Below are 18544 nucleotides of genomic sequence, written 5' to 3' on the forward strand. Positions count from 1 at the left end.
AACCTACAAAACAACCCGGAGACGAAACCCAATGTCACAGCCCGCCGTCGGAGACAACGCACCTGATTTCAACCTGCCACGCGATGGCGGCGAAATGGTCAGCCTATCGGATTTTTCCGGCAAGAAGGTCGTGCTTTATTTCTACCCCAAAGACGACACGCCCGGCTGCACGAAAGAGGCGATTGGTTTCACCGATATGGTTGATGCCTTTGATGCTGCCGGCGCGGTGATCCTCGGTGTCTCGAAAGACAGCGTGACAAAGCACGATAAATTCGTGGCCAAGCACGACCTCAAGATTGCGCTTCTTTCCGATGAAGAAGGCGACGTCTGCGAACGCTACGGCGTCTGGGTCGAGAAGAACATGTATGGCAAGAAATACATGGGGATCGAACGCGCAACCTTTCTGATCGGGGCCGACGGCAAAATCGCCCAGATCTGGCGCAAGGTAAAAGTGCCGGGCCATGTCGATGCTGTTCTCGCAGCGGTCAAAGACGCGTGACGCTCGCAGAAATGGCCGTCGCGGTTCTGACGACCGCTGACGGTCGTCAAAAGACCGCTCTTTCAAGGAATTTCGCAGCCCAATGGCGGGCGTCCCGCGCCGCAGGGACGCCTATTGAGGTTGGCACTGCAAATCCGCCTTTGCGTCCGGCACGCCCGGAAAAACCCGAGCTACGCGACCCCCGCGACGTGCCGCACCGCAAACCGGGGTCAGAGGCGGGTCGGATCGCCTTGCTCCATGCAGTTGCGCATATCGAGCTGAATGCGGTCGATTTGCATTGGGATATTATTGCACGGTTCAGCGGCACCCGCCTTCCGATCGGTTTCTTCGATGATTGGGTGAAAGCCGCCGATGAAGAATCCAAGCATTTCAACCTGATGTGCGACTGCCTTGAACGACTGGGCAGTCACTACGGCGCCTTGCCAGCGCATGCGGGGATGTGGCGTGCAGCAGAAGACACCTGCGATGACCTGATGGGCCGTCTTGCCGTTGTGCCCATGGTTCTCGAGGCGCGCGGTCTGGATGTTACCCCTGGCATGATCAAGATTTTCAAACAGGCCAAGCTGCCGGATGCGGTGGCCGCCCTTGAAACGATCTATGCCGAAGAAGTGCACCACGTCGCTTACGGATCAAAGTGGTTCCATTTCCTCTGCGGACGCCATGACCTTGATCCCACAGAGGTTTTTCACGGACTGGTGCGCAAGTATTTCCATGGCAACCTCAAGCCACCCTTCAACGAGGAAAAACGCGCAGAAGCAGGGATTCCGCCTGATTTCTACTGGCCGCTTGCTGGAACAGAACACGCGCGCTCAGGCTGACACACCGGTCGGCAGAACCTTGCTCATGTCCAGTAAATACAGGGTTTTCGCGCCGTCACATAGCAAATAGGTTGCAGCCAAACGCCCGTCTGCGTAAACCGTTGCGGGGGCCATGCGCGAGAGCGCATGAAATGGAAACGGGATGGGGAATTCCAAAGCTTGAGATCACGACTGACAGCGAAACTGCATGCGATGCTGGAGCGCGCCTTTCCTGAGCGCCGCCTCTTCCTGCGATCTGAGGAAGAAACACGGTTTATCCGTCTCAAACCCGAAACGCAGCTTGTCGCATGGACCGGATCAGTGCTGGTCGTCGGCTGGACCATCATCGCCACGGCCATCCTTTTGATGGACAGCATCGGGGCTGGGAACTTCAGGGCACAAGCGCAACGCGATCAACTTGCCTACGAGCAACGTCTGAACGACCTATCGGCAGAGCGCGACGCTCGTGCGCTCGAAGCAATCGCCGCACACGAACGTTTCAGTGCTGCACTTGAGCAAATCTCGATCATGCAGTCCCAGCTTTTGCTGGTTGAGGAAAAGCGGCGCGAACTGGAACGCGGGCTTGAGACCGTGCAGGCGACTTTGCGCGATACGATGCGCGCGCGCGAAGATGCGCTTGAGCGTCTGGCAAACCTCGAGGCTGAAGGTGGCGACACCGGGCAGACGGTTGTCTCTAGCGACGCAACTGGCACGGTCGATCTCTTGTCCACCGCCTTGGCAGAAACAGCGGCCCAGCGTGACCAGATCGCCGAAGACGCCGCATTCGCAATTACGCAGGCTGAGGAACTTGAACTTGAGTTGCGCCTGCAACAGGAACGCAACGACCAGATTTTCCGGCAGCTCGAAGAAGCCATGCTTGTCTCAGTGGAGCCACTTGACCGGATGTTCCGTGCGGCTGGCATGAACCCTGACAGATTGATTGATCAGGTGCGGCAGGGCTATTCGGGCACAGGTGGACCGCTGACACCGATTCAGTTCTCCACCCGCGGGGAAGAGCCCGATCCTGATGCATTGCGCGCGAATGCGATCCTGACGGCCATGGACCGCATCAATCTTTACCGGATTGCTGCCGAAAAAGTGCCCTTCTCGATGCCGGTGCGGTCAAACTTCCGGTTCACCTCCGGCTTTGGTCCCAGATGGGGCAGGCTTCACGCGGGAACAGATTTCGCGGGGCCAATCGGAACGCCGATCTATGCCACTGCCGATGGCGTGGTCAGTCATGCAGGCTGGTCCTCTGGATATGGGCGGCTGATCAAGATTCAGCACGACTTTGGTATCGAGACCCGGTACGCGCACCTCAATTCGATGGACGTGCGCGTCGGCCAAAGGGTCTCGCGTGGCGATCGCATTGGTGCTATGGGGAATTCTGGACGTTCGACCGGACCCCACCTTCACTACGAGGTCCGTGAAAGCGGTGACCCCGTCAACCCCATGAATTACATAAGAGCTGGACAAGATGTTTTCTAAATCCAAAATCAACGAACCAGGGCCAAAAGCCACCGAATCCGAAGCGGACAAATCAACCGATGCGGCAAAGCCTGCTGGGTCTGATTTCAAGGCATCTGCCCCGAAGCCCAAGCCAGCAGCCTCGACATTGTCGTCTGATCTCTTGATCACTGGCAACCTCAAGACGACCGGTGACATTCAGGTCGAAGGTCAGGTTGAGGGCGATATCCGCGCACATCTTTTGACGGTTGGTGAAGGCGCGACCATCAAGGGTGAAGTCGTAGCTGACGATGTGGTCGTCAATGGCCGCATCATTGGCCGTGTCCGCGGTCTGAAAGTGCGTCTGACCTCAACTGCGCGCGTTGAAGGTGACATCATTCACAAGACCATCGCAATCGAAAGCGGAGCACACTTTGAAGGCTCCGTGCAACGTCAGGACGACCCGCTGTCCAACGGCTCCAAGAAGATGCCGACTGCTGCGGCGGGTGACGCAAAATCCTGATCGCCATCTCATCGGAAACAGTATTGAACTGGGCGTCCTCTCGGGCGCCCTTTTTCGTTCAGGACAATGCCTTGCGGTAGATGTGCCATGTGGCGTGACCCAACACCGGCAAGACGAACATCAGCCCCAAAAACCACGGCAGCAATGCGGCCAACGACAGGATCGCAATGATGGCAGCCCAGAGCCACATCACAACAAGATTCTCTTTGACGCATTTCAGGCTCACCAGCATGGCAGTGACAAAATCAACCTCACGGTCCAGAACCAAAGGCAGGCTCACGACTGTCAGCGCGAAGAGCAGGAAGGCCAGCACCGCACCCACCGCAAGCTCCACAGCAATCATGGTCAAACCATTCGGTGTCAGAAAGGCCTCAAAGCTCTGACTGACGTTGGTCATGGTGGAGAGGCCCATAAACAGCGCAAAGATCATGTGCGCCAGAAAGGTCCAGAACAGAAAGTAGATGACGATAATCGCGCCCAGCCAAGGCAGTTGTCGCGTGCGTTCCTGCCAGACGATTCCCAGAACGCCGGGCCAACTGAGGTCTTGTCCTTTTTCAAGTCGTCTGCTGACCTCGTAAAGGCCAGCGGCCGCGAATGGTGCAATCAGCGGAAAGCCTAAAGATGTCGCAAGCGTCCATGTCACATGCCCTGCCCCGACCCAGAGCATCACAAACCCGCCGACCACATAGACCGCGCTGAAGAATAGACCGAACTGCGGTGCGGCGAAGAAGTCCCGCATTCCCGCCTTCAGCGCGCTGCGGATATCGGCAAATTGGACGGTGTTGATTGATACCTGTTCAGCCATCCTTGTTCTCCCCGCTGTGCCAAGCCTGGCCCAATTGCAACACGGTCAGATCATCACCGCGTCGTCCGGCCAATTGCAAGCCCATTGGTCGTGAAGATGCCAGCGGCACCCCCAGGCACGGAAGGCCGATCAGACTGACCGGCACGACAACTTCCATCCAGCGATGGTAGCTGTCCATGCTGACCCCTCCGATTTCACGGGGCCAATCCCACGCGACAGGAAATGGGAAACACTGAGCAGTTGGCAGGATGAAGGCGTCAAACTGATCGAATAACGCCGCCGCAGCGCGGAACCAGTCTGACCGGATCGCACTCGCCCGTTGGATCTGCGCACCGGTCAGGGCCAACCCGCGTTCGATCTCCCAGATCGCTTCGGGTTTGAGCTGATCGCGATGTGAAGGTGTGTGGTAAAGCGGGGATAAAGATGCCGCGACAGCCCAAGACCGTAACGTTGTCCATGCCTCCCACAGGGACTCCACCGGGAAGGGTGGCGCGACATCGGACACAATGCACCCCAAATCGCGGAAACGTGCAAGTCCCGATTCAGCGGCTTCAATGACCCCTGCTTCCATCGGCAACGCACCACCCCAATCGCCAAGCCAGGCAAGCGTCTTCCCGCTGACGCCAGACGAAATTCTCTCCTCCATCGGCTGATGAGAAAGACCAAGAGGCTGACGTGGATCAGACCCCGCCTGCACATCCAGCAGCAGTGCCACATCCTGCGGGCAACGCCCCATCGGTCCGTTGGTCGAAAGCTGGTGCAGGAAAAGATCGCCCACAGGCTCTGAAGGGACCAGCCCCCACGTCGGGCGCAAACCGTATACACCATTCCATCCTGCAGGGTTGCGCAAGCTGCCCATCATGTCGGACCCATCCGCCAGCGCGACCATCCCGGTAGCAAGCGCGACCGCCGCACCTCCTGACGATCCCCCCGCCGAACAGCCCTCGACCAGGGCGTTTTCCGTCGCGCCAAAAACGGGATTGAAGGTATGGCTGCCAAGCCCGAATTCCGGGGTATTGGTTTTGCCGATGACGATCGCACCCGCATCCTGCATTCGCTGCACCATAATGTCGCTTTTCGGCGCCGGTTTACCTGCAAAGACGGATGAGCCCATCGAGGTTGGCAATCCACCGACATTTGCCAGATCCTTCACCGCGATAGGCAATCCATGCAGCCGCCCGCGTCGCGGGCTGGTATCGGCTTTGCGCGCTTCCTCCATCAGTTCCGCTTCATCGCGCAGGGACACGATGGCATTCTTCTGAGGGTTCACCTGCGCAATCCGGCGAAGCGTCGCCTCCATAAGCTCACCGCAACTGATTTCGCCAGCCGCCAGTTTTGTAATGAGTGCGTGGGCATCAAGATCAAGAAAGTCATCCATACTGGCATCCAACCGCCCAATGCCTCGTTTTGCAACAAAGGCTTTGCCTATCGCCTTAGTCAGCAAGCCTTTGGGCGATGGCGTCGAACACCACTTCTGACCAAAGCGGATAAATCTCGCCGCGGTAGTCGGGTTTGCCCGACCATGTCAGATGCACCAGATAGAAGATGTCCTTTTGCGCGCTGTCCCATAGCAGCACATCATCGCTTGCCTTTGCGGTAGCGACGACAACGCCGCTTGTCTTGAGACGCGACAAGGGATGGGCGGGACCCATCTCTCGACGGAAATCATAGGTGAACGCGCGCCGGGTTTGTGGCGGAAGTTCCGCCCAATCAGCCGGCAGAACAGCTTTCAGATCAGGCATTGGGCTCGTGTCGGGTAACGCGACACGGGCCAAAGCACGCTTGTATTTGAAATCGGCAAACGCCCTGAGGAGCTTACTCCGCATTCGCCTCGGCGCGGCTCTTGCCAGAAACGTCCAAGGCAAGCGTTGCCGCCATGAAGGCATCAAGATCACCGTCGAGTACACCCTTTGTATCGGATGTCTCATAGTTCGTCCGCAAGTCCTTCACCATTTGGTAGGGTTGCAGCACATATGACCTGATCTGATTACCCCAGCCAGCATCGCCAGCATTCTCATGGGCTTCGTTTACAAGCGCAGAGCGCTTATCAAGCTCGATCTGGTAAAGCCGCGATTTCAGCGCCTTCAAGGCGATGTCACGGTTCTGATGCTGCGACTTCTCAGAGCTGGTGACCACAATCCCTGTGGGATTATGCGTGATCCGCACAGCAGAATCGGTGGTGTTGACGTGCTGTCCGCCCGCCCCCGAAGAGCGATAGGTATCAATCCGGATATCTGCAGGATTGACCTCAATCTCGATATTGTCGTCCACGACCGGATAGACCTTCACAGATGTGAAGGACGTGTGGCGCTTGGCTGCACTGTCGAACGGCGAAATGCGCACAAGACGGTGGACACCGCTTTCAGACTTGAGCCATCCGTAAGCGTTATGCCCGCTGATCTTGTAGGCAGCAGATTTGATACCAGCTTCGTCACCTGGCTGCTCTGATTGCAGCTCGACCTTGTAGCCCTTTTTCTCGGCCCAACGCACATACATCCGCGCCAGCATGTTGGCCCAGTCGCAACTTTCGGTGCCACCAGCACCGGCGTTGATTTCAAGGAAGGTGTCGTTGCCGTCCGCCTCGCCGTCAAGCAGGGCCTCCAGCTCTTTCTCGGCGGCCTTAGCTCTCAGGGCTATCAAAGCTGCTTCGGCTTCTGCGACGACGTCAGTGTCGTCTTCCATCTCGCCAAGCTCGATCAGTTCAACATTGTCAGACAGCTCTTGCTTGATGCTCTCGTAGCTTTGCATGGCATCGACAAGAAGCTGCCGCTCGCGCATCAGCTTTTGCGCGGCCTCCGGATCATCCCACAATGTAGGGTCCTCGACACGCGCGTTGAATTCCTCAAGCCTGTGCGGCGCGGTGTCGTAATCCATCCGCTGCGCAAGAAGCGAAAGCGACTTTTCAATCGCCTCGACTGTATTTTCGGTTTCCGCGCGCATCAGCCACCCTTGTCTGCTTTGTCATTGCGTGAAAGCTGTCTTACAGCCCGCTTTCGACAGCCACAAGCGGGGTCAGTAAAGACCACCCGACGACAGTTCACCAAAGGTGGCGCGATCCCCGACGGTGACCCGTTCACCTGTCGATGTGGTCACCTGACGACGCTGCGAGTCCGCTTCCTCGAAAAGCGGCAGATCAGCCCCCATCGCAAATCCACCATCGAACATGATGCCAAAGAGCGGCTCTTCACCCGGACGGAAGCATTCGCGCACCACATTGTCGCCACCCACGCCATCAGGCAGGCGTCCACCGGTAAAGCGGTCGATGTTGATGAATTGGCAATCCTGAGGGACGCGGAAGGGTCCTGAGCCGTATTTCTCGATTGCCTCTTCCATGAAGCGCGTGAAGACAGGCCCGCAATAGCCCCCACCCGAGGCACCACGGCCAAGAGGCTCTGGCGTATCAAACCCGATGTAGCAGCCCGCTACGATGTTGGATGAGAAACCGATGAACCAGACGTCCTTGGCGTCGTTTGTCGTCCCAGTCTTGCCCGCAATAGGCACGGATAGGTTCACTGTGCGGCTTGCCGTGCCGCGATCCACAACGCCCCGCATCATCGACGTCAGCTGGTAGGCCGTGATCTCGTTCATGACGCGGCTGCGATTGGTGATGATGCGCGGTGCCTCACCAGCAGGAAGCGCAAGTTCGTCGCAATCAAGACAATCGCGCTGGTCATGGCGGTAAAGCGTATTGCCATAGCGGTCCTGTACGCGGTCCACCAAGGTTGGCTCTACCCGTTCACCGCCATTTGCAAACATCGCATAGGCCGCGACCATCTTGAAAAGCGTGGTTTCGTTTGAGCCCAGTGATGCCGCAAGAACCGGTGTCATATCATCATAAACACCAAAGCGTTCCGCATAGCGCCCGATCGTGTCAATCCCGACCTCTTGCGCCAGCCGGATCGTCATCAGGTTCCGCGACTGCTCGATCCCGGTGCGCATCGGTGTCGGACCGTAAAACTGGTTCGACGCGTTGCGCGGCCGCCATGTGCCCTGTGGCGTGTTAATTTCAATCGGGGCATCGACAATGATCGTCGCAGGGGAATACCCGCTATCGAGCGCCGCCGCATAGACAAATGGCTTGAAGGATGAGCCCGGCTGCCGCTGCGCTTGCGTCGCGCGGTTAAACACAGACTGCTCATAGCTGAAGCCGCCCTGCATCGAAAGCACACGTCCGGTGTTCACGTCCATCGCCATAAAGGCGCCCTGCACTTCGGGCACCTGTCGCAAAGTCCAGCGGACGAAATTGCCTTCGTCATTCAGCAACCGGCGGACGTGCACCACGTCACCGGGATCGAAGTTTTCAAAGAAGTCACCGACCGTCCACTGGATATCCTCGCGTGGGACAACGAAGGGTTCCGCCTCGGTTTCCTCGACACCCTCAATGCCGATGGTCAGCGTATTCTCGGCCACATCAAGAATGACCGCAGGGTACCATTGCCCGCCCAGATCAATGTTGCGTGGCACGTTGACCTCTGACAGCGCAGCGCGCCAAAGCGTCTCTTCAGACAGCACGTTCTCCGGCAATGTTTCACCGGTGCCGCGCCAGATCTGTTGTTCGCGGTCATACTGCTCCAGCGCCTGCTGCAAGGAATGGGCAGCAGTCTTCTGCAAATCAGGGTCAATCGTGGCGCGGATCGACAGACCACCTGAGAAGAATTCCTCCTCGCCAAAGTTTTGGCTCAACTGGCGTCGGATTTCGTCAGTAAAGTAATCCCGGTCAGGCAGTTCTTCGCGGAAGTCTGCATAATCCCCGCCCTGCACTGTCAGCAGTGGGCCGTTGCGCTCACGCTCATAGGTTTCCGCGTCGATATAGCCGTTTTCAAACATCTCGCGCAGCGTGTTGTTGCGCCAGAAAATCGCCGTATCGCGGTCGCGGACCGGATGGCGGTTGGACGGGGATTTCGGTAGCGAGGCAAGATAGGCGGCCTCGCCGGGTGTGAGTTCGGAAAGGGATTTGTTGAAATAGGTCAGCGCCGCGGCAGTCACGCCATAGCTGTTCTGGCCCAGAAAAATCTCATTAAGGTAAAGCTCAAGGATACGTTCTTTCGACATCGTGCCTTCGATGCGCGTGGCCAGAATGATCTCTTTCAGCTTCCGTTCGACCGACACCGATCCATCAAGCAGGAAGTTCTTCATCACCTGCTGTGTGATCGTCGAGGCCCCGCGCAGGTTTTCACCTCGCGACTGAACCGCATCCACGAAAGCAGAGACCATCCCCATCGCATCATAACCCTGATGCTCGTAGAAATTCTTGTCCTCGGCCGAAATGAACGCCTGCTTGACGATATCGGGGATTTCCTCAGCAGGTGTAAACAGACGACGCTCAACCGCGAATTCGTCGATGATCTGCCCTTCGCCGGAATAAATCCGGCTGATGGTCTTGGGGGTATATTGCGCCAATGTCTCATAGCTGGGCAGATCACGCCCATAGAGATAAAGCACGCCGCCAAGCCCGATGCCCGCCATCAGCAGGCCAAGAAAGAGCAATGAGAAGATGCCACCAAAGAATGACAGGATAAAACGTAGCACGAATGGGTACCAATCGCTGAGTTCAACAGACCTTTCTTATAGGCCTCTCCAACCGGACGGTCAAAAGGCCATATCGCCCGCGTCAGCGTCGTTTCGCTCCGTCAGCTTCACGTTCGCTTGAATTGGACGTCAGCCTAACGCGCCAAAAGCAAAACCGTTTCCGCGATCGCGCGCCCAATGGCGTTGCGTCCTTCGGGTGCCGCAAGAAAGGCCCGCAAATCGGGATTGGCCAGATCACCGAACGACACAATCACCGCAGGAAAATCAGGCGCCCGCAAGAGTGGCGAGGTCGCTTCGCCACGACCATCCCGCAACACAGGCACGCCCGTTCTGGCCATGCTCGCGGCAAAGGCATCCGCGATCCGGCGCGCCTCTGGCAGCGTTTCCGCTACAGACAGATCATTCAGGACAGTCGCAACGCCTGACAGCGTACCCTCCTGCAAAGCAGACGTATCAGACGCAGCATTATCAGGGCGTGTCAGAACACGAACACCCTCACCGTCACCAAAGCTGGCCTCAAATGAGATCAGCAAATCAGGCGCAAGATCGCGCGCGCGTTGCAGCCGCTCTGTCGCGCTGACGGTCTCGTCGCTGCGTCTGGTTGAGATTGCCGCCACACCCGAAATCGCGTTGAGCCTGAAGGCCAGTTCCTCAGCCATGATCAGGGCCAGATCAGCCTCTTTGATGCCGCCGCCCACGACGCCGCTGTCACGGCCCCCATGGGCCGGATCAAGGACGATGACAAAGTCAGCCGCCAATGCCGCCGCCGCGGCAACATCAGGGTCAAATTCTGCGGTGGCCTGCCAGTCAGGATCAAGCGGAGCACCCGCCGCCGCGGCAAAAGACGCCTCATCGCTCTCGCGCAGTGCCAATGTCAGCACCGCGCGATCACCCTCACGACGCAGACCGGCGGTTTCGATGGCCAACGGACTTGCAAGCTCTGCAATGATCCGCGTCCAGCCGGGTCGCAGGGCCGCAACCTGCACTGATGTGATCCCGTCAGCCGCAGGGTCAGTCTGGAGCACATCCACCGGGGCGCCCTGAATATCCAGAACCACGCGGCGTGGTGCGTCCAGCGTAAAGACGCGATAGGGTGCAATCTGGGACATCGCCACTGTCATGGTGACGCCACCCCGCGTCTCGGTGATGGTCAGGTCGCGCAGCGCCGTCGTGCCTTGTGCTGCCGCCGCCACCCCCAGCCACACCAGCAAAAAGGCCAGACGCAACATCAGCCGCGCTCTTTCATGAAGGCCGCCAGCCGCTCCAGCCCTTCGGTGATATCTGCGGTGCTGCGCGCATAGGAAAACCGCAGCCAGTGATGGCCGCGACGGCTATCAAAGTCGAGACCCGGTGTGACAGCAACGCCAACCTTTTCAAGGATTTCCGCAGCAAAGCTCAACGCATCATCGGTATAGTCAGACACATCAACATAGACATAGAAGGCCCCGTCAGGCGGCGCGAATTTACCCAGCCCGGCCGCTTTGAGACCTTCAATCATCAAATCACGATTGGCCTTATAGACCTCCTTGAACGCATCCAGCTCCGCGCCGCAGTCCATCGCATGAAATGCTAGGCGCTGTGCTGCGTGGGGCGCGCAGATAAACATATTCTGCGCCAAGCGTTCAACCTGCCGAACGTGATCCTCCGGCACCACCATCCAGCCGACGCGCCACCCCGTCATCGAGAAATACTTCGAGAAGGAATTGACGACATAGGCCTCATCCGTGACCTGCAAGGCCGAGACCGGCGCGACGTCATAATCGACACCATGATAGATTTCGTCGGACACAAATGCAGCACCATGCGCCTGACAAGCCGCTGCCAGATCTGAAAGTGCCGCGTTGCCAAGCATTGTGCCGGTCGGGTTGGCAGGCGAGGCGACAATCAGCCCGTCGAGGTCATTGGATGCCACATCTTCGGGACGCGGCTGAAAACGGTTTTCCAAACTGGTCTTGATATCAACTGGCGTTAGGCCAACAGCCTTCAGGATTTGACGATATGACGGATAGCAAGGTGTCCCCAAACCCACACGCGCATCGTTGTCAAAAAGCGCCGAAAACGCCAGGAGAAACGCACCCGAGGCACCGCTGGTCACGACCACTCGGCGCGGGTCCAGATCAACGTTATACCAATCGCCATAATGCTGCGCGATCCGCTGCCGCAGCTCAGGCAACCCAAGCGCCACGGTATATCCCAGCGGCGTCGCCATATCACCGATCAGCTTTTGCTTTGCTGCCTCAGGTGCCCCGGTGCCCGGCTGACCGACCTCCATGTGGATGATGTGACGGCCCGCTTCTTCCGCCTGGCGCGCAGCCTCCATCACATCCATCACGATAAAGGGATCAACATCGCCCCGCTTTGACTGGCGCATGACGGGCCTTTCCTGATTGGTCTTATTCGGCAGCGGCTTTGGCGCGTTCGGCCTCAAGCTCGGCGGCTTTCCTTTCGACCTGTTCGACAATGTGGTCGATCATATTCTCGTTGGACTGTTTGTGGCTTTGCTTGCCCGCCAGATAGACCATGCCGGACCCTGCCCCGCCACCGGTGAAGCCCACATCTGTCATCAGCGCCTCTCCAGGCCCGTTGACCACACAGCCGATAATCGACAGCGACATGGGCGTCTTGATGTGCTCCAACCGCTTTTCGAGTGCCTCAACCGTCTTGATGACGTCAAACCCCTGCCGCGCACAGGACGGGCAGGAAATGATGTTCACACCGCGATGGCGCAGGCCGAGCGATTTGAGGATTTCGTATCCGACCTTCACCTCTTCGACCGGATCAGCCGAAAGGCTGACACGGATTGTATCGCCAATGCCCATCCAAAGCAGATTGCCCAGACCAATCGCCGATTTGATCGTGCCTGACATCAAGCCACCGGCCTCTGTAATGCCGAGATGGATCGGCGCATCGGTCACATCAGCAAGCTGCTGATAAGCTGCCGCTGCCATGAACACGTCAGAGGCTTTGCAGGAAATCTTGAATTCGTGGAAATCATTATCCTGCAGGATCTTGATGTGATCCATGCCGCTTTCAACCATGGCGTCAGGGCAAGGCTCTCCGTATTTTTCAAGCAGATGCTTTTCCAGCGACCCTGCGTTGACGCCGATCCGGATCGAGCAATTGTAGTCGCGCGCGGCTTTGATCACCTCTTTCACACGGGTTTCATCACCAATGTTGCCCGGGTTGATACGCAGACAGGACGCGCCGGCTTCTGCCGCTTCGATCCCGCGTTTGTAATGAAAATGGATATCCGCGACGATCGGTACGCTGACCTCGGGGATGATCTGCTTGAGCGCTGCACTTGATGCCTCGTCAGGGACTGAAATCCTGACAATATCGGCCCCCGCCTCGGCAGCCGCGTTGACCTGTTCAATCGTCGCCTTCACATCCGTCGTCAGCGTGTTCGTCATGGTCTGGACCGAAATCGGGGCATCGCCACCTACGGCGACATTGCCAACCATGATCTGTCTGGACTTGCGGCGGTAAATGTTGCGCCACGGACGAATGTGATTGAGGGACATCGGCTCGCTTTCTTATGCGGGGTCGTTGACACGCAACCTAGGCTGCGCGCGCCCTCTCAGCAAGGCCAAGCTCTCGGCGATTACGGGTCTGTGGTCACTTCTGCGACGTTCACGATCTGGGCAAGGTCATTGTCGGCGTCCAGATCGGCAATCTGATAGGTTTCGGTCAGGCTGACCGCGCTCAGATCAACATTCGAGGTCACCACACCGGGCTGCCCGACAGGGCCATAATGCTGGCCGTTCACGGCGAAATACATCGCCCCGCTCTCGCCAACGCGCAAACGGGCTGGCTCTTCGGTGGTGGGAACGACAAAGTTCTGGCCCGGCTCCATCACACCTTCAAAGATGATTGTGCCGTCCGCCGATTGCACGCGCACCCACGCAGGGCGCACCGCAACCAGTTGCACCTCAGGGATCGGAGGCTCGACAACCTGAGGTGTCAGCACCTCGGGTGCGGTCTGTTCGATCTGTGCCAGCACAGGCGCTTCCGGTTCGCTCAATGTCGGGGCCAAGGCCCCGATGTTTGACGGCGACAGTGTCGAAATCGGCGCATCACGGGCGACAAGCACAGGCACATCGAGCGCCTGCGGACGATATAGCCGGTCAAGCGCCTCGAAGGATGGTGTCTGCAGGTCGGCCAATGCATCCTGAGGCGCAATCGCATTTGTCGCCCCTGCCAAAGGATCAAGCTCTGACACCACAGCCGGTGTCTGATCAACCGGCGCAAACTGCACCTTCTGGACCTCTTGCAGAACGGTCCAACCGCCGTAGCCCAATCCGCCAATCAGTGCCAAAAGCACCAGTGAAGACCCGATGGCGCGCGGCTCGATGCCTGAAAACACGGCTTCATTGGCCGGGATGAACGGTGTCGCGGAAGACTTGAAAATATCCTTGCCCAACGGCGCCGTGGATGGATCATACCCTTTGGGCTTGCGCGGCGATGCTTCCGAGGACATGCCGTGCGATGTGGTAAAGCCACTTTCCGCACAGAAGGCCGCAAAGGCCTCGTCAGGATTCATATTGAGATAGCGGGCATAGGACCGGACATAACCGGCAATAAAGCCTGGTGTATCGAATGCACTCGGGTCGGCGTTTTCAATCGCTGCGATATAGGCCGCTTTGATTTTTAACTCGCGCTGCACATCAAGCAGGCTCTTGCCCATTGTTGCGCGTTCACCGCGCATCACATCGCCAAGACGAACCTCGTAATCGTCAAACCCTTTGGTGACGATTTCACCCTCCGCCTGCGCGCGTTTGAAGGCTTTGCCTATCATCGACTGTCCCGTCGCTTTCTGCCCCTAAGCGCCCGACCAGTCACGAATCAACAATTTCCGAACGCTTTCACCAGTATTAACACGCAGCAACGAGTTATGCACAGGCAGAAAAGGTTTTATCCCGCCAAGTCAGCACGATTCAGCGCACAGTGCGACCACAGCCCATCGAGCGCGCCAACCAGTGCATCAATCTCGCGCGGGCCGTGAACCGGCGACGGTGTGAAGCGCAAACGCTCGGTGCCGCGCGGCACGGTGGGGAAGTTGATCGGCTGTACGTAGATGCCGAAATCGGCCAGAAGCATATCCGACAGCTTCTTTGTGTGCACAGGATCACCGACGATCAAAGGCACGATATGGCTGCCGTGGTCAATGATCGGCAGGCCCAGCCCCTTCAGGCGCAGCTTCAAGATTTTCGCTTGTGTCTGATGACGTTCGCGCAGGGCCTGATCTGTCTTGAGATGCTTGACCGACGCAGCTGCACCAGCCGCAACCGCAGGCGGTAGCGAAGTCGTAAAGATGAACCCCGGCGCATAAGATCTTATGGCATCACACATTTTCGCAGATGCCGCGATATAGCCACCCATGACACCATAGGCCTTGGCCAGCGTGCCATTGATGATATCAATGCGACCCATCAGGCCATCGCGTTCAGCAACACCTGCCCCGCGTGGGCCATACATGCCGACAGCGTGCACTTCGTCGATATAGGTCAGCGCGCCGAACTCGTCAGCAAGATCACAGATCGCTTCAATCGGGCCAAAGTCACCGTCCATCGAATAGACCGACTCAAACGCGATCAGCTTTGGCGCGGCCGGATCGTCAGCCGCCATCAACTCGCGCAGATGCGCCACATCGTTGTGACGGAAAATGCGTTTCGCCCCACCGTTCCGGCGCACGCCTTCGATCATGGATGCATGGTTGAGCGCATCGGAATAGATGATCAGACCGGGAAACAGCTTAGGCAAAGTGCTTAAAGTTGCATCATTCGCAATATAGGCGGACGTGAAAAGCAGGGCCGCTTCCTTGCGGTGCAGGTCGGCCAGCTCGGCTTCAAGCTGCTTGTGATAGACCGTCGTGCCCGAAATATTGCGTGTCCCGCCAGAGCCAGCACCTGTGGCGTCAATGGCCTCATGCATGGCCGCCAGCACGACGGGATGCTGCCCCATGCCAAGATAGTCGTTGCCGCACCAGACGGTGACCGGTGCTTCCGATCCATCCGGCTTGCGCCATGTTGCGTGTGGAAACTGACCACGCGTCCGTTCAATATCGATGAATGTCCGATAGCGTCCTTCATCGTGCAAACGTGCAATCGCGTTGTCGAGCTGGGCGTTATAATCCACAGATTCGTCCTTCGTCTTCGTCTCATCAGGCGGGTCTTGTCGCCTTTTGAATCGTTCTAAGCGTCATATAGGGCGCGCGATGCTCCGACAACCCGTAACAAAGTGTCGCCCCTTCTCGGAATCATAAGTGCTGGATGTAGCGTCAGGCTTCATTGATTTGCATCAAGAAATGCCGCCCTCAACGGCACGTCAGCCGCCAGAGATGGCGTACAAGGGCCAAGTCTTTGGGATCACCGAAGGTCAGCACCACGCGTGGACGCGTCACTGATCACCGTCACGATAGCGGACACAGCACGCGATCTGCTGCGACACCACCCGTCGTGAGGCTGCAAGATGCCCCGAAAGCCTTACGGTCCTGCAATTTCCCGCTGCGGTCAGCCTATTCATTCGTTTCCAGGTGGATCCAGCGGGCGACCTGCTTGACGCTGGCGGCAAAGCGGACAACCTTCAGCCCTGAATATCACCCTCAGCAGGTAGGCCCCATGACCCTTGATCCCGTACTCGCCCGTGTTGACGAAAATCTAGACGAGGCGCTCGACCGCCTTCTGGCCCTTTTGCGGATCCCGTCGATTTCGACCGATCCTGCCTACAAGGGCGATTGCGACAAAGCGGCCGACTGGCTTGTGGCGGACTTGCAAAGCATCGGCTTTGACGCCAGCAAACGCCCCACGCCGGGACACCCGATGGTCGTGGCCCACTACGACGGCGAAGGCCCGCATGTCCTGTTTTACGGGCATTACGATGTGCAGCCCGTTGATCCGCTGAATTTGTGGGACAATGACCCCTTCGATCCCCAGATCGAAGAAACGCCTGCAGGCAAGGTCATTCGTGGCCGCGGGTCGTCCGACGACAAGGGGCAGCTCATGACATTCGTCGAGGCCTGCCGCGCATGGAAGGCGGTGCATGGCACCCTGCCCTGCAAGATCACCATGTTCTTTGAAGGCGAAGAGGAATCCGGTTCGCCTTCGCTTACTCCCTTTATGGAGGAAAACCGCGACGAGCTGACAGCCGACATCGCACTGATCTGCGACACCGGTCTTTACGACGAAAAGACACCGTCAATCGTCACTCAATTGCGCGGGCTGCTGGGCGAGGAATTGACGATCACAGGCCCCGACAAGGACCTGCACTCTGGCATGTATGGCGGGCTGGCGATGAACCCCGCCCGCGTTCTGGCCAAAGTGATCGCAGCGCTTCACGACGACACAGGCCGGATCACCATCCCTGATTTCTACGAGGGTGTGCCAGAGCTTTCGAACGAACTCGCCGCCGCCTGGGACGACCTGAGGTTCGACGAAAAAGCATTCCTGGGTGAAGTCGGTCTCTCGATCCCTGCGGGCGAAGAGGGCCGCCGCCCGCTCGAGATGATCTGGTCGCGCCCCACCTGCGAGGTCAACGGGATGACCTCAGGCTACACCGGCGACGGCTTCAAGACGGTCCTGCCGTCCAAAGCCTCTGCCAAGATCAGCTTCCGCCTTGTCGGCACCCAAGACCCCCACGCCATCCGCGAGAATTTCCGCAAAATGGTGGAAGACATGATCCCCGCCGACTGTAGCGTGGCCTGGGCAGAGCATGGCGCCAGCCCCGCAGGACAAATGACAACAACCCACCCCGCCTTTGATCAGGCACGGCAGGCGCTTTCCGATGAATGGCCCAATGCGGCCGCTTATGTCGGCTGCGGCGGGTCAATCCCGATCGCGGGATACTTCAAGGATATCCTCGACATGGACGCGATGCTGATCGGCTTCGGCAAGGACGACGACCAGATCCATTCTCCAAACGAGAAATACGACCTGTCATCGTTCCACAAGGGCATCAGAAGCTGGGTGCGCATCCTCGACGGAATGACGGGCTGACCCGCGTCGAAACGGGCGGGCCGGCATCTGACCGGCCCGTTCCTGTCGCATCCCGGCAATCAAATTCAGCAGTCTCCGGCACCGCCCCATGACGTCACCTCTTCTGCAAGATCGCACGTATCTGATGGGCTATTGGCCCACAGAGGATAATCCGAAGCGGTCACTGCGCTACTATCGCCAGTTGCACGAGAAAAGCATCGCGCTGATCAGTGGCGGCAATCTGGTGTTTATGTCGGACTGCCCCGATACCATCGCCGCAACCACCGCATTTGCCGAAAAACACGATGTCAGGCTCCACGTCATCACCCGCGCAGTTGTGGACCTGCCCAAATACCCTTTGATGCCAAAGCTTTACGACCTCTCCGTCGCCTTCGGAGAAGCGCTGCCAGACAATGCCAGCAAGCGGAGCGGCGACAAGGGGATCATTCACTACCTGCGCGATCTCAAAGGGACGAGCCGCGAAACTTTCGAGAAGGTTTTTGGCATCTGGCACAGTAAGATCGCCCTCTTGGACGAGATCGCGAAGGCGAATGTCTTTGAAACCTCGACATTTGCCTGGATTGATTTCTCGATTGCGAGGTTCGTGGGCAAGCGCGAGGCATGGAATTTCAACCTCATCGACGCCGCCCGCGACGACGCGATCTATCACTACCGCAGCCCGATGAAAAAGAACGGCACCCGCCTGCCCCTGAATGCAAGCTGCCTGCTGGGACAAACTGCGGCGATTGACTGGCTCAACCAGACCTACGACGCCGCCTTCAAAACCGCCCTGACCGAAGTATACCCCAACGACGAAGAAACGGTTCTTGCGGATGTGCACCGGGACAACAGAGCAAAGTTCATAACGATCACGGACGAAATGATTGCATAGCAAGCGCTCTGAGAACGGCAGAACGCTCCTACCGATGTCTGGCTTCGACATGTCCGCAGACTTTTCCGGTCAACGACCAAAGC

16 protein-coding genes are annotated in these 18544 nt (G+C 58.1%); 6 read left to right on the forward strand and 10 right to left on the reverse strand.

The window, feature by feature from the left end; genetic code table 11:
• Window positions 1-31: 31 nt before the first annotated feature.
• The 4 genes from bcp to BM316_RS07395 all read left to right on the forward strand — a co-directional run bounded on the left by bcp (window position 32) and on the right by BM316_RS07395 (window position 3265).
• The gene (bcp, locus tag BM316_RS07380; protein WP_090205889.1) at window positions 32-499 is read left to right on the forward strand and encodes a thioredoxin-dependent thiol peroxidase; all 468 of its coding nucleotides are present in this window, start codon (window positions 32-34) and stop codon (window positions 497-499) included.
• Between the two features lie 11 nt (window positions 500-510).
• The gene (locus BM316_RS07385) at window positions 511-1317 is read left to right on the forward strand and encodes a ferritin-like domain-containing protein (RefSeq protein WP_090207709.1); all 807 of its coding nucleotides are present in this window, start codon (window positions 511-513) and stop codon (window positions 1315-1317) included.
• A 159-nt stretch (window positions 1318-1476) separates the two neighbouring features.
• Window positions 1477-2784: a M23 family metallopeptidase gene (locus BM316_RS07390; RefSeq protein WP_242649789.1), complete on the forward strand. Its 1308-nt coding sequence runs from the start codon at window positions 1477-1479 to the stop codon at window positions 2782-2784.
• Window positions 2774-3265 (forward strand): bactofilin family protein, encoded by a 492-nt coding sequence (locus tag BM316_RS07395; protein WP_090205894.1) that lies wholly within the window; start codon window positions 2774-2776, stop codon window positions 3263-3265. The genes BM316_RS07390 and BM316_RS07395 overlap by 11 nt, the downstream gene beginning before the upstream one ends.
• 58 nt (window positions 3266-3323) lie before the next feature.
• Here BM316_RS07395 and BM316_RS07400 read toward each other — a convergent pair whose 3' ends face one another.
• From BM316_RS07400 to hemA, 10 genes are all read right to left on the reverse strand, one after another.
• On the reverse strand, window positions 3324-4070 hold the full coding sequence (locus tag BM316_RS07400) for a DUF2189 domain-containing protein (protein WP_090205897.1): 747 nt from the start codon (window positions 4068-4070) through the stop codon (window positions 3324-3326).
• Window positions 4063-5448, reverse strand: coding sequence for an amidase (locus BM316_RS07405; protein WP_090205900.1), 1386 nt, complete (start codon window positions 5446-5448; stop codon window positions 4063-4065). Before BM316_RS07405 ends, BM316_RS07400 begins: the two co-directional genes overlap by 8 nt.
• Before the next feature lie 55 nt (window positions 5449-5503).
• On the reverse strand, window positions 5504-5896 hold the full coding sequence (locus BM316_RS07410) for a hypothetical protein (RefSeq protein ID WP_131802547.1): 393 nt from the start codon (window positions 5894-5896) through the stop codon (window positions 5504-5506).
• Entirely contained in the window at window positions 5886-7010 is a 1125-nt protein-coding gene (gene prfB, locus BM316_RS07415; protein WP_090205907.1) for a peptide chain release factor 2, read from the reverse strand. Before prfB ends, BM316_RS07410 begins: the two co-directional genes overlap by 11 nt.
• Before the next feature lie 72 nt (window positions 7011-7082).
• Window positions 7083-9599: a penicillin-binding protein 1A gene (locus tag BM316_RS07420; protein WP_090205910.1), complete on the reverse strand. Its 2517-nt coding sequence runs from the start codon at window positions 9597-9599 to the stop codon at window positions 7083-7085.
• Between the two features lie 134 nt (window positions 9600-9733).
• Window positions 9734-10828 (reverse strand): N-acetylmuramoyl-L-alanine amidase, encoded by a 1095-nt coding sequence (locus BM316_RS07425; protein ID WP_090205913.1) that lies wholly within the window; start codon window positions 10826-10828, stop codon window positions 9734-9736.
• Window positions 10828-11970 carry a pyridoxal phosphate-dependent aminotransferase gene (locus BM316_RS07430; RefSeq protein WP_090205916.1) on the reverse strand — a complete coding sequence of 381 codons (1143 nt, stop codon included), beginning with the start codon at window positions 11968-11970 and terminating at the stop codon, window positions 10828-10830. The genes BM316_RS07425 and BM316_RS07430 overlap by 1 nt, the downstream gene beginning before the upstream one ends.
• Window positions 11971-11992: 22 nt before the next feature.
• Complete coding sequence (gene ispG / locus BM316_RS07435; RefSeq protein ID WP_090205917.1) at window positions 11993-13120, reverse strand: flavodoxin-dependent (E)-4-hydroxy-3-methylbut-2-enyl-diphosphate synthase; 1128 nt, start codon at window positions 13118-13120, stop codon at window positions 11993-11995.
• An 80-nt stretch (window positions 13121-13200) separates the two neighbouring features.
• The gene (locus tag BM316_RS07440) at window positions 13201-14394 is read right to left on the reverse strand and encodes a helix-turn-helix domain-containing protein (protein ID WP_090205920.1); all 1194 of its coding nucleotides are present in this window, start codon (window positions 14392-14394) and stop codon (window positions 13201-13203) included.
• A 116-nt stretch (window positions 14395-14510) separates the two neighbouring features.
• Window positions 14511-15734 carry a 5-aminolevulinate synthase gene (gene hemA, locus BM316_RS07445; protein ID WP_090205922.1) on the reverse strand — a complete coding sequence of 408 codons (1224 nt, stop codon included), beginning with the start codon at window positions 15732-15734 and terminating at the stop codon, window positions 14511-14513.
• Between the two features lie 482 nt (window positions 15735-16216).
• Here hemA and BM316_RS07450 point away from each other — a divergent pair, with 482 nt between their 5' ends.
• Window positions 16217-17590: a M20/M25/M40 family metallo-hydrolase gene (locus tag BM316_RS07450; RefSeq protein ID WP_090205925.1), complete on the forward strand. Its 1374-nt coding sequence runs from the start codon at window positions 16217-16219 to the stop codon at window positions 17588-17590.
• Between the two features lie 88 nt (window positions 17591-17678).
• The gene (locus BM316_RS07455) at window positions 17679-18461 is read left to right on the forward strand and encodes a hypothetical protein (protein WP_090205927.1); all 783 of its coding nucleotides are present in this window, start codon (window positions 17679-17681) and stop codon (window positions 18459-18461) included.
• The last annotated feature ends 83 nt before the right edge of the window (window positions 18462-18544 follow it).

Origin of the sequence: Yoonia litorea (assembly GCF_900114675.1) — a bacterium.
GTDB lineage: Bacteria > Pseudomonadota > Alphaproteobacteria > Rhodobacterales > Rhodobacteraceae > Yoonia > Yoonia litorea.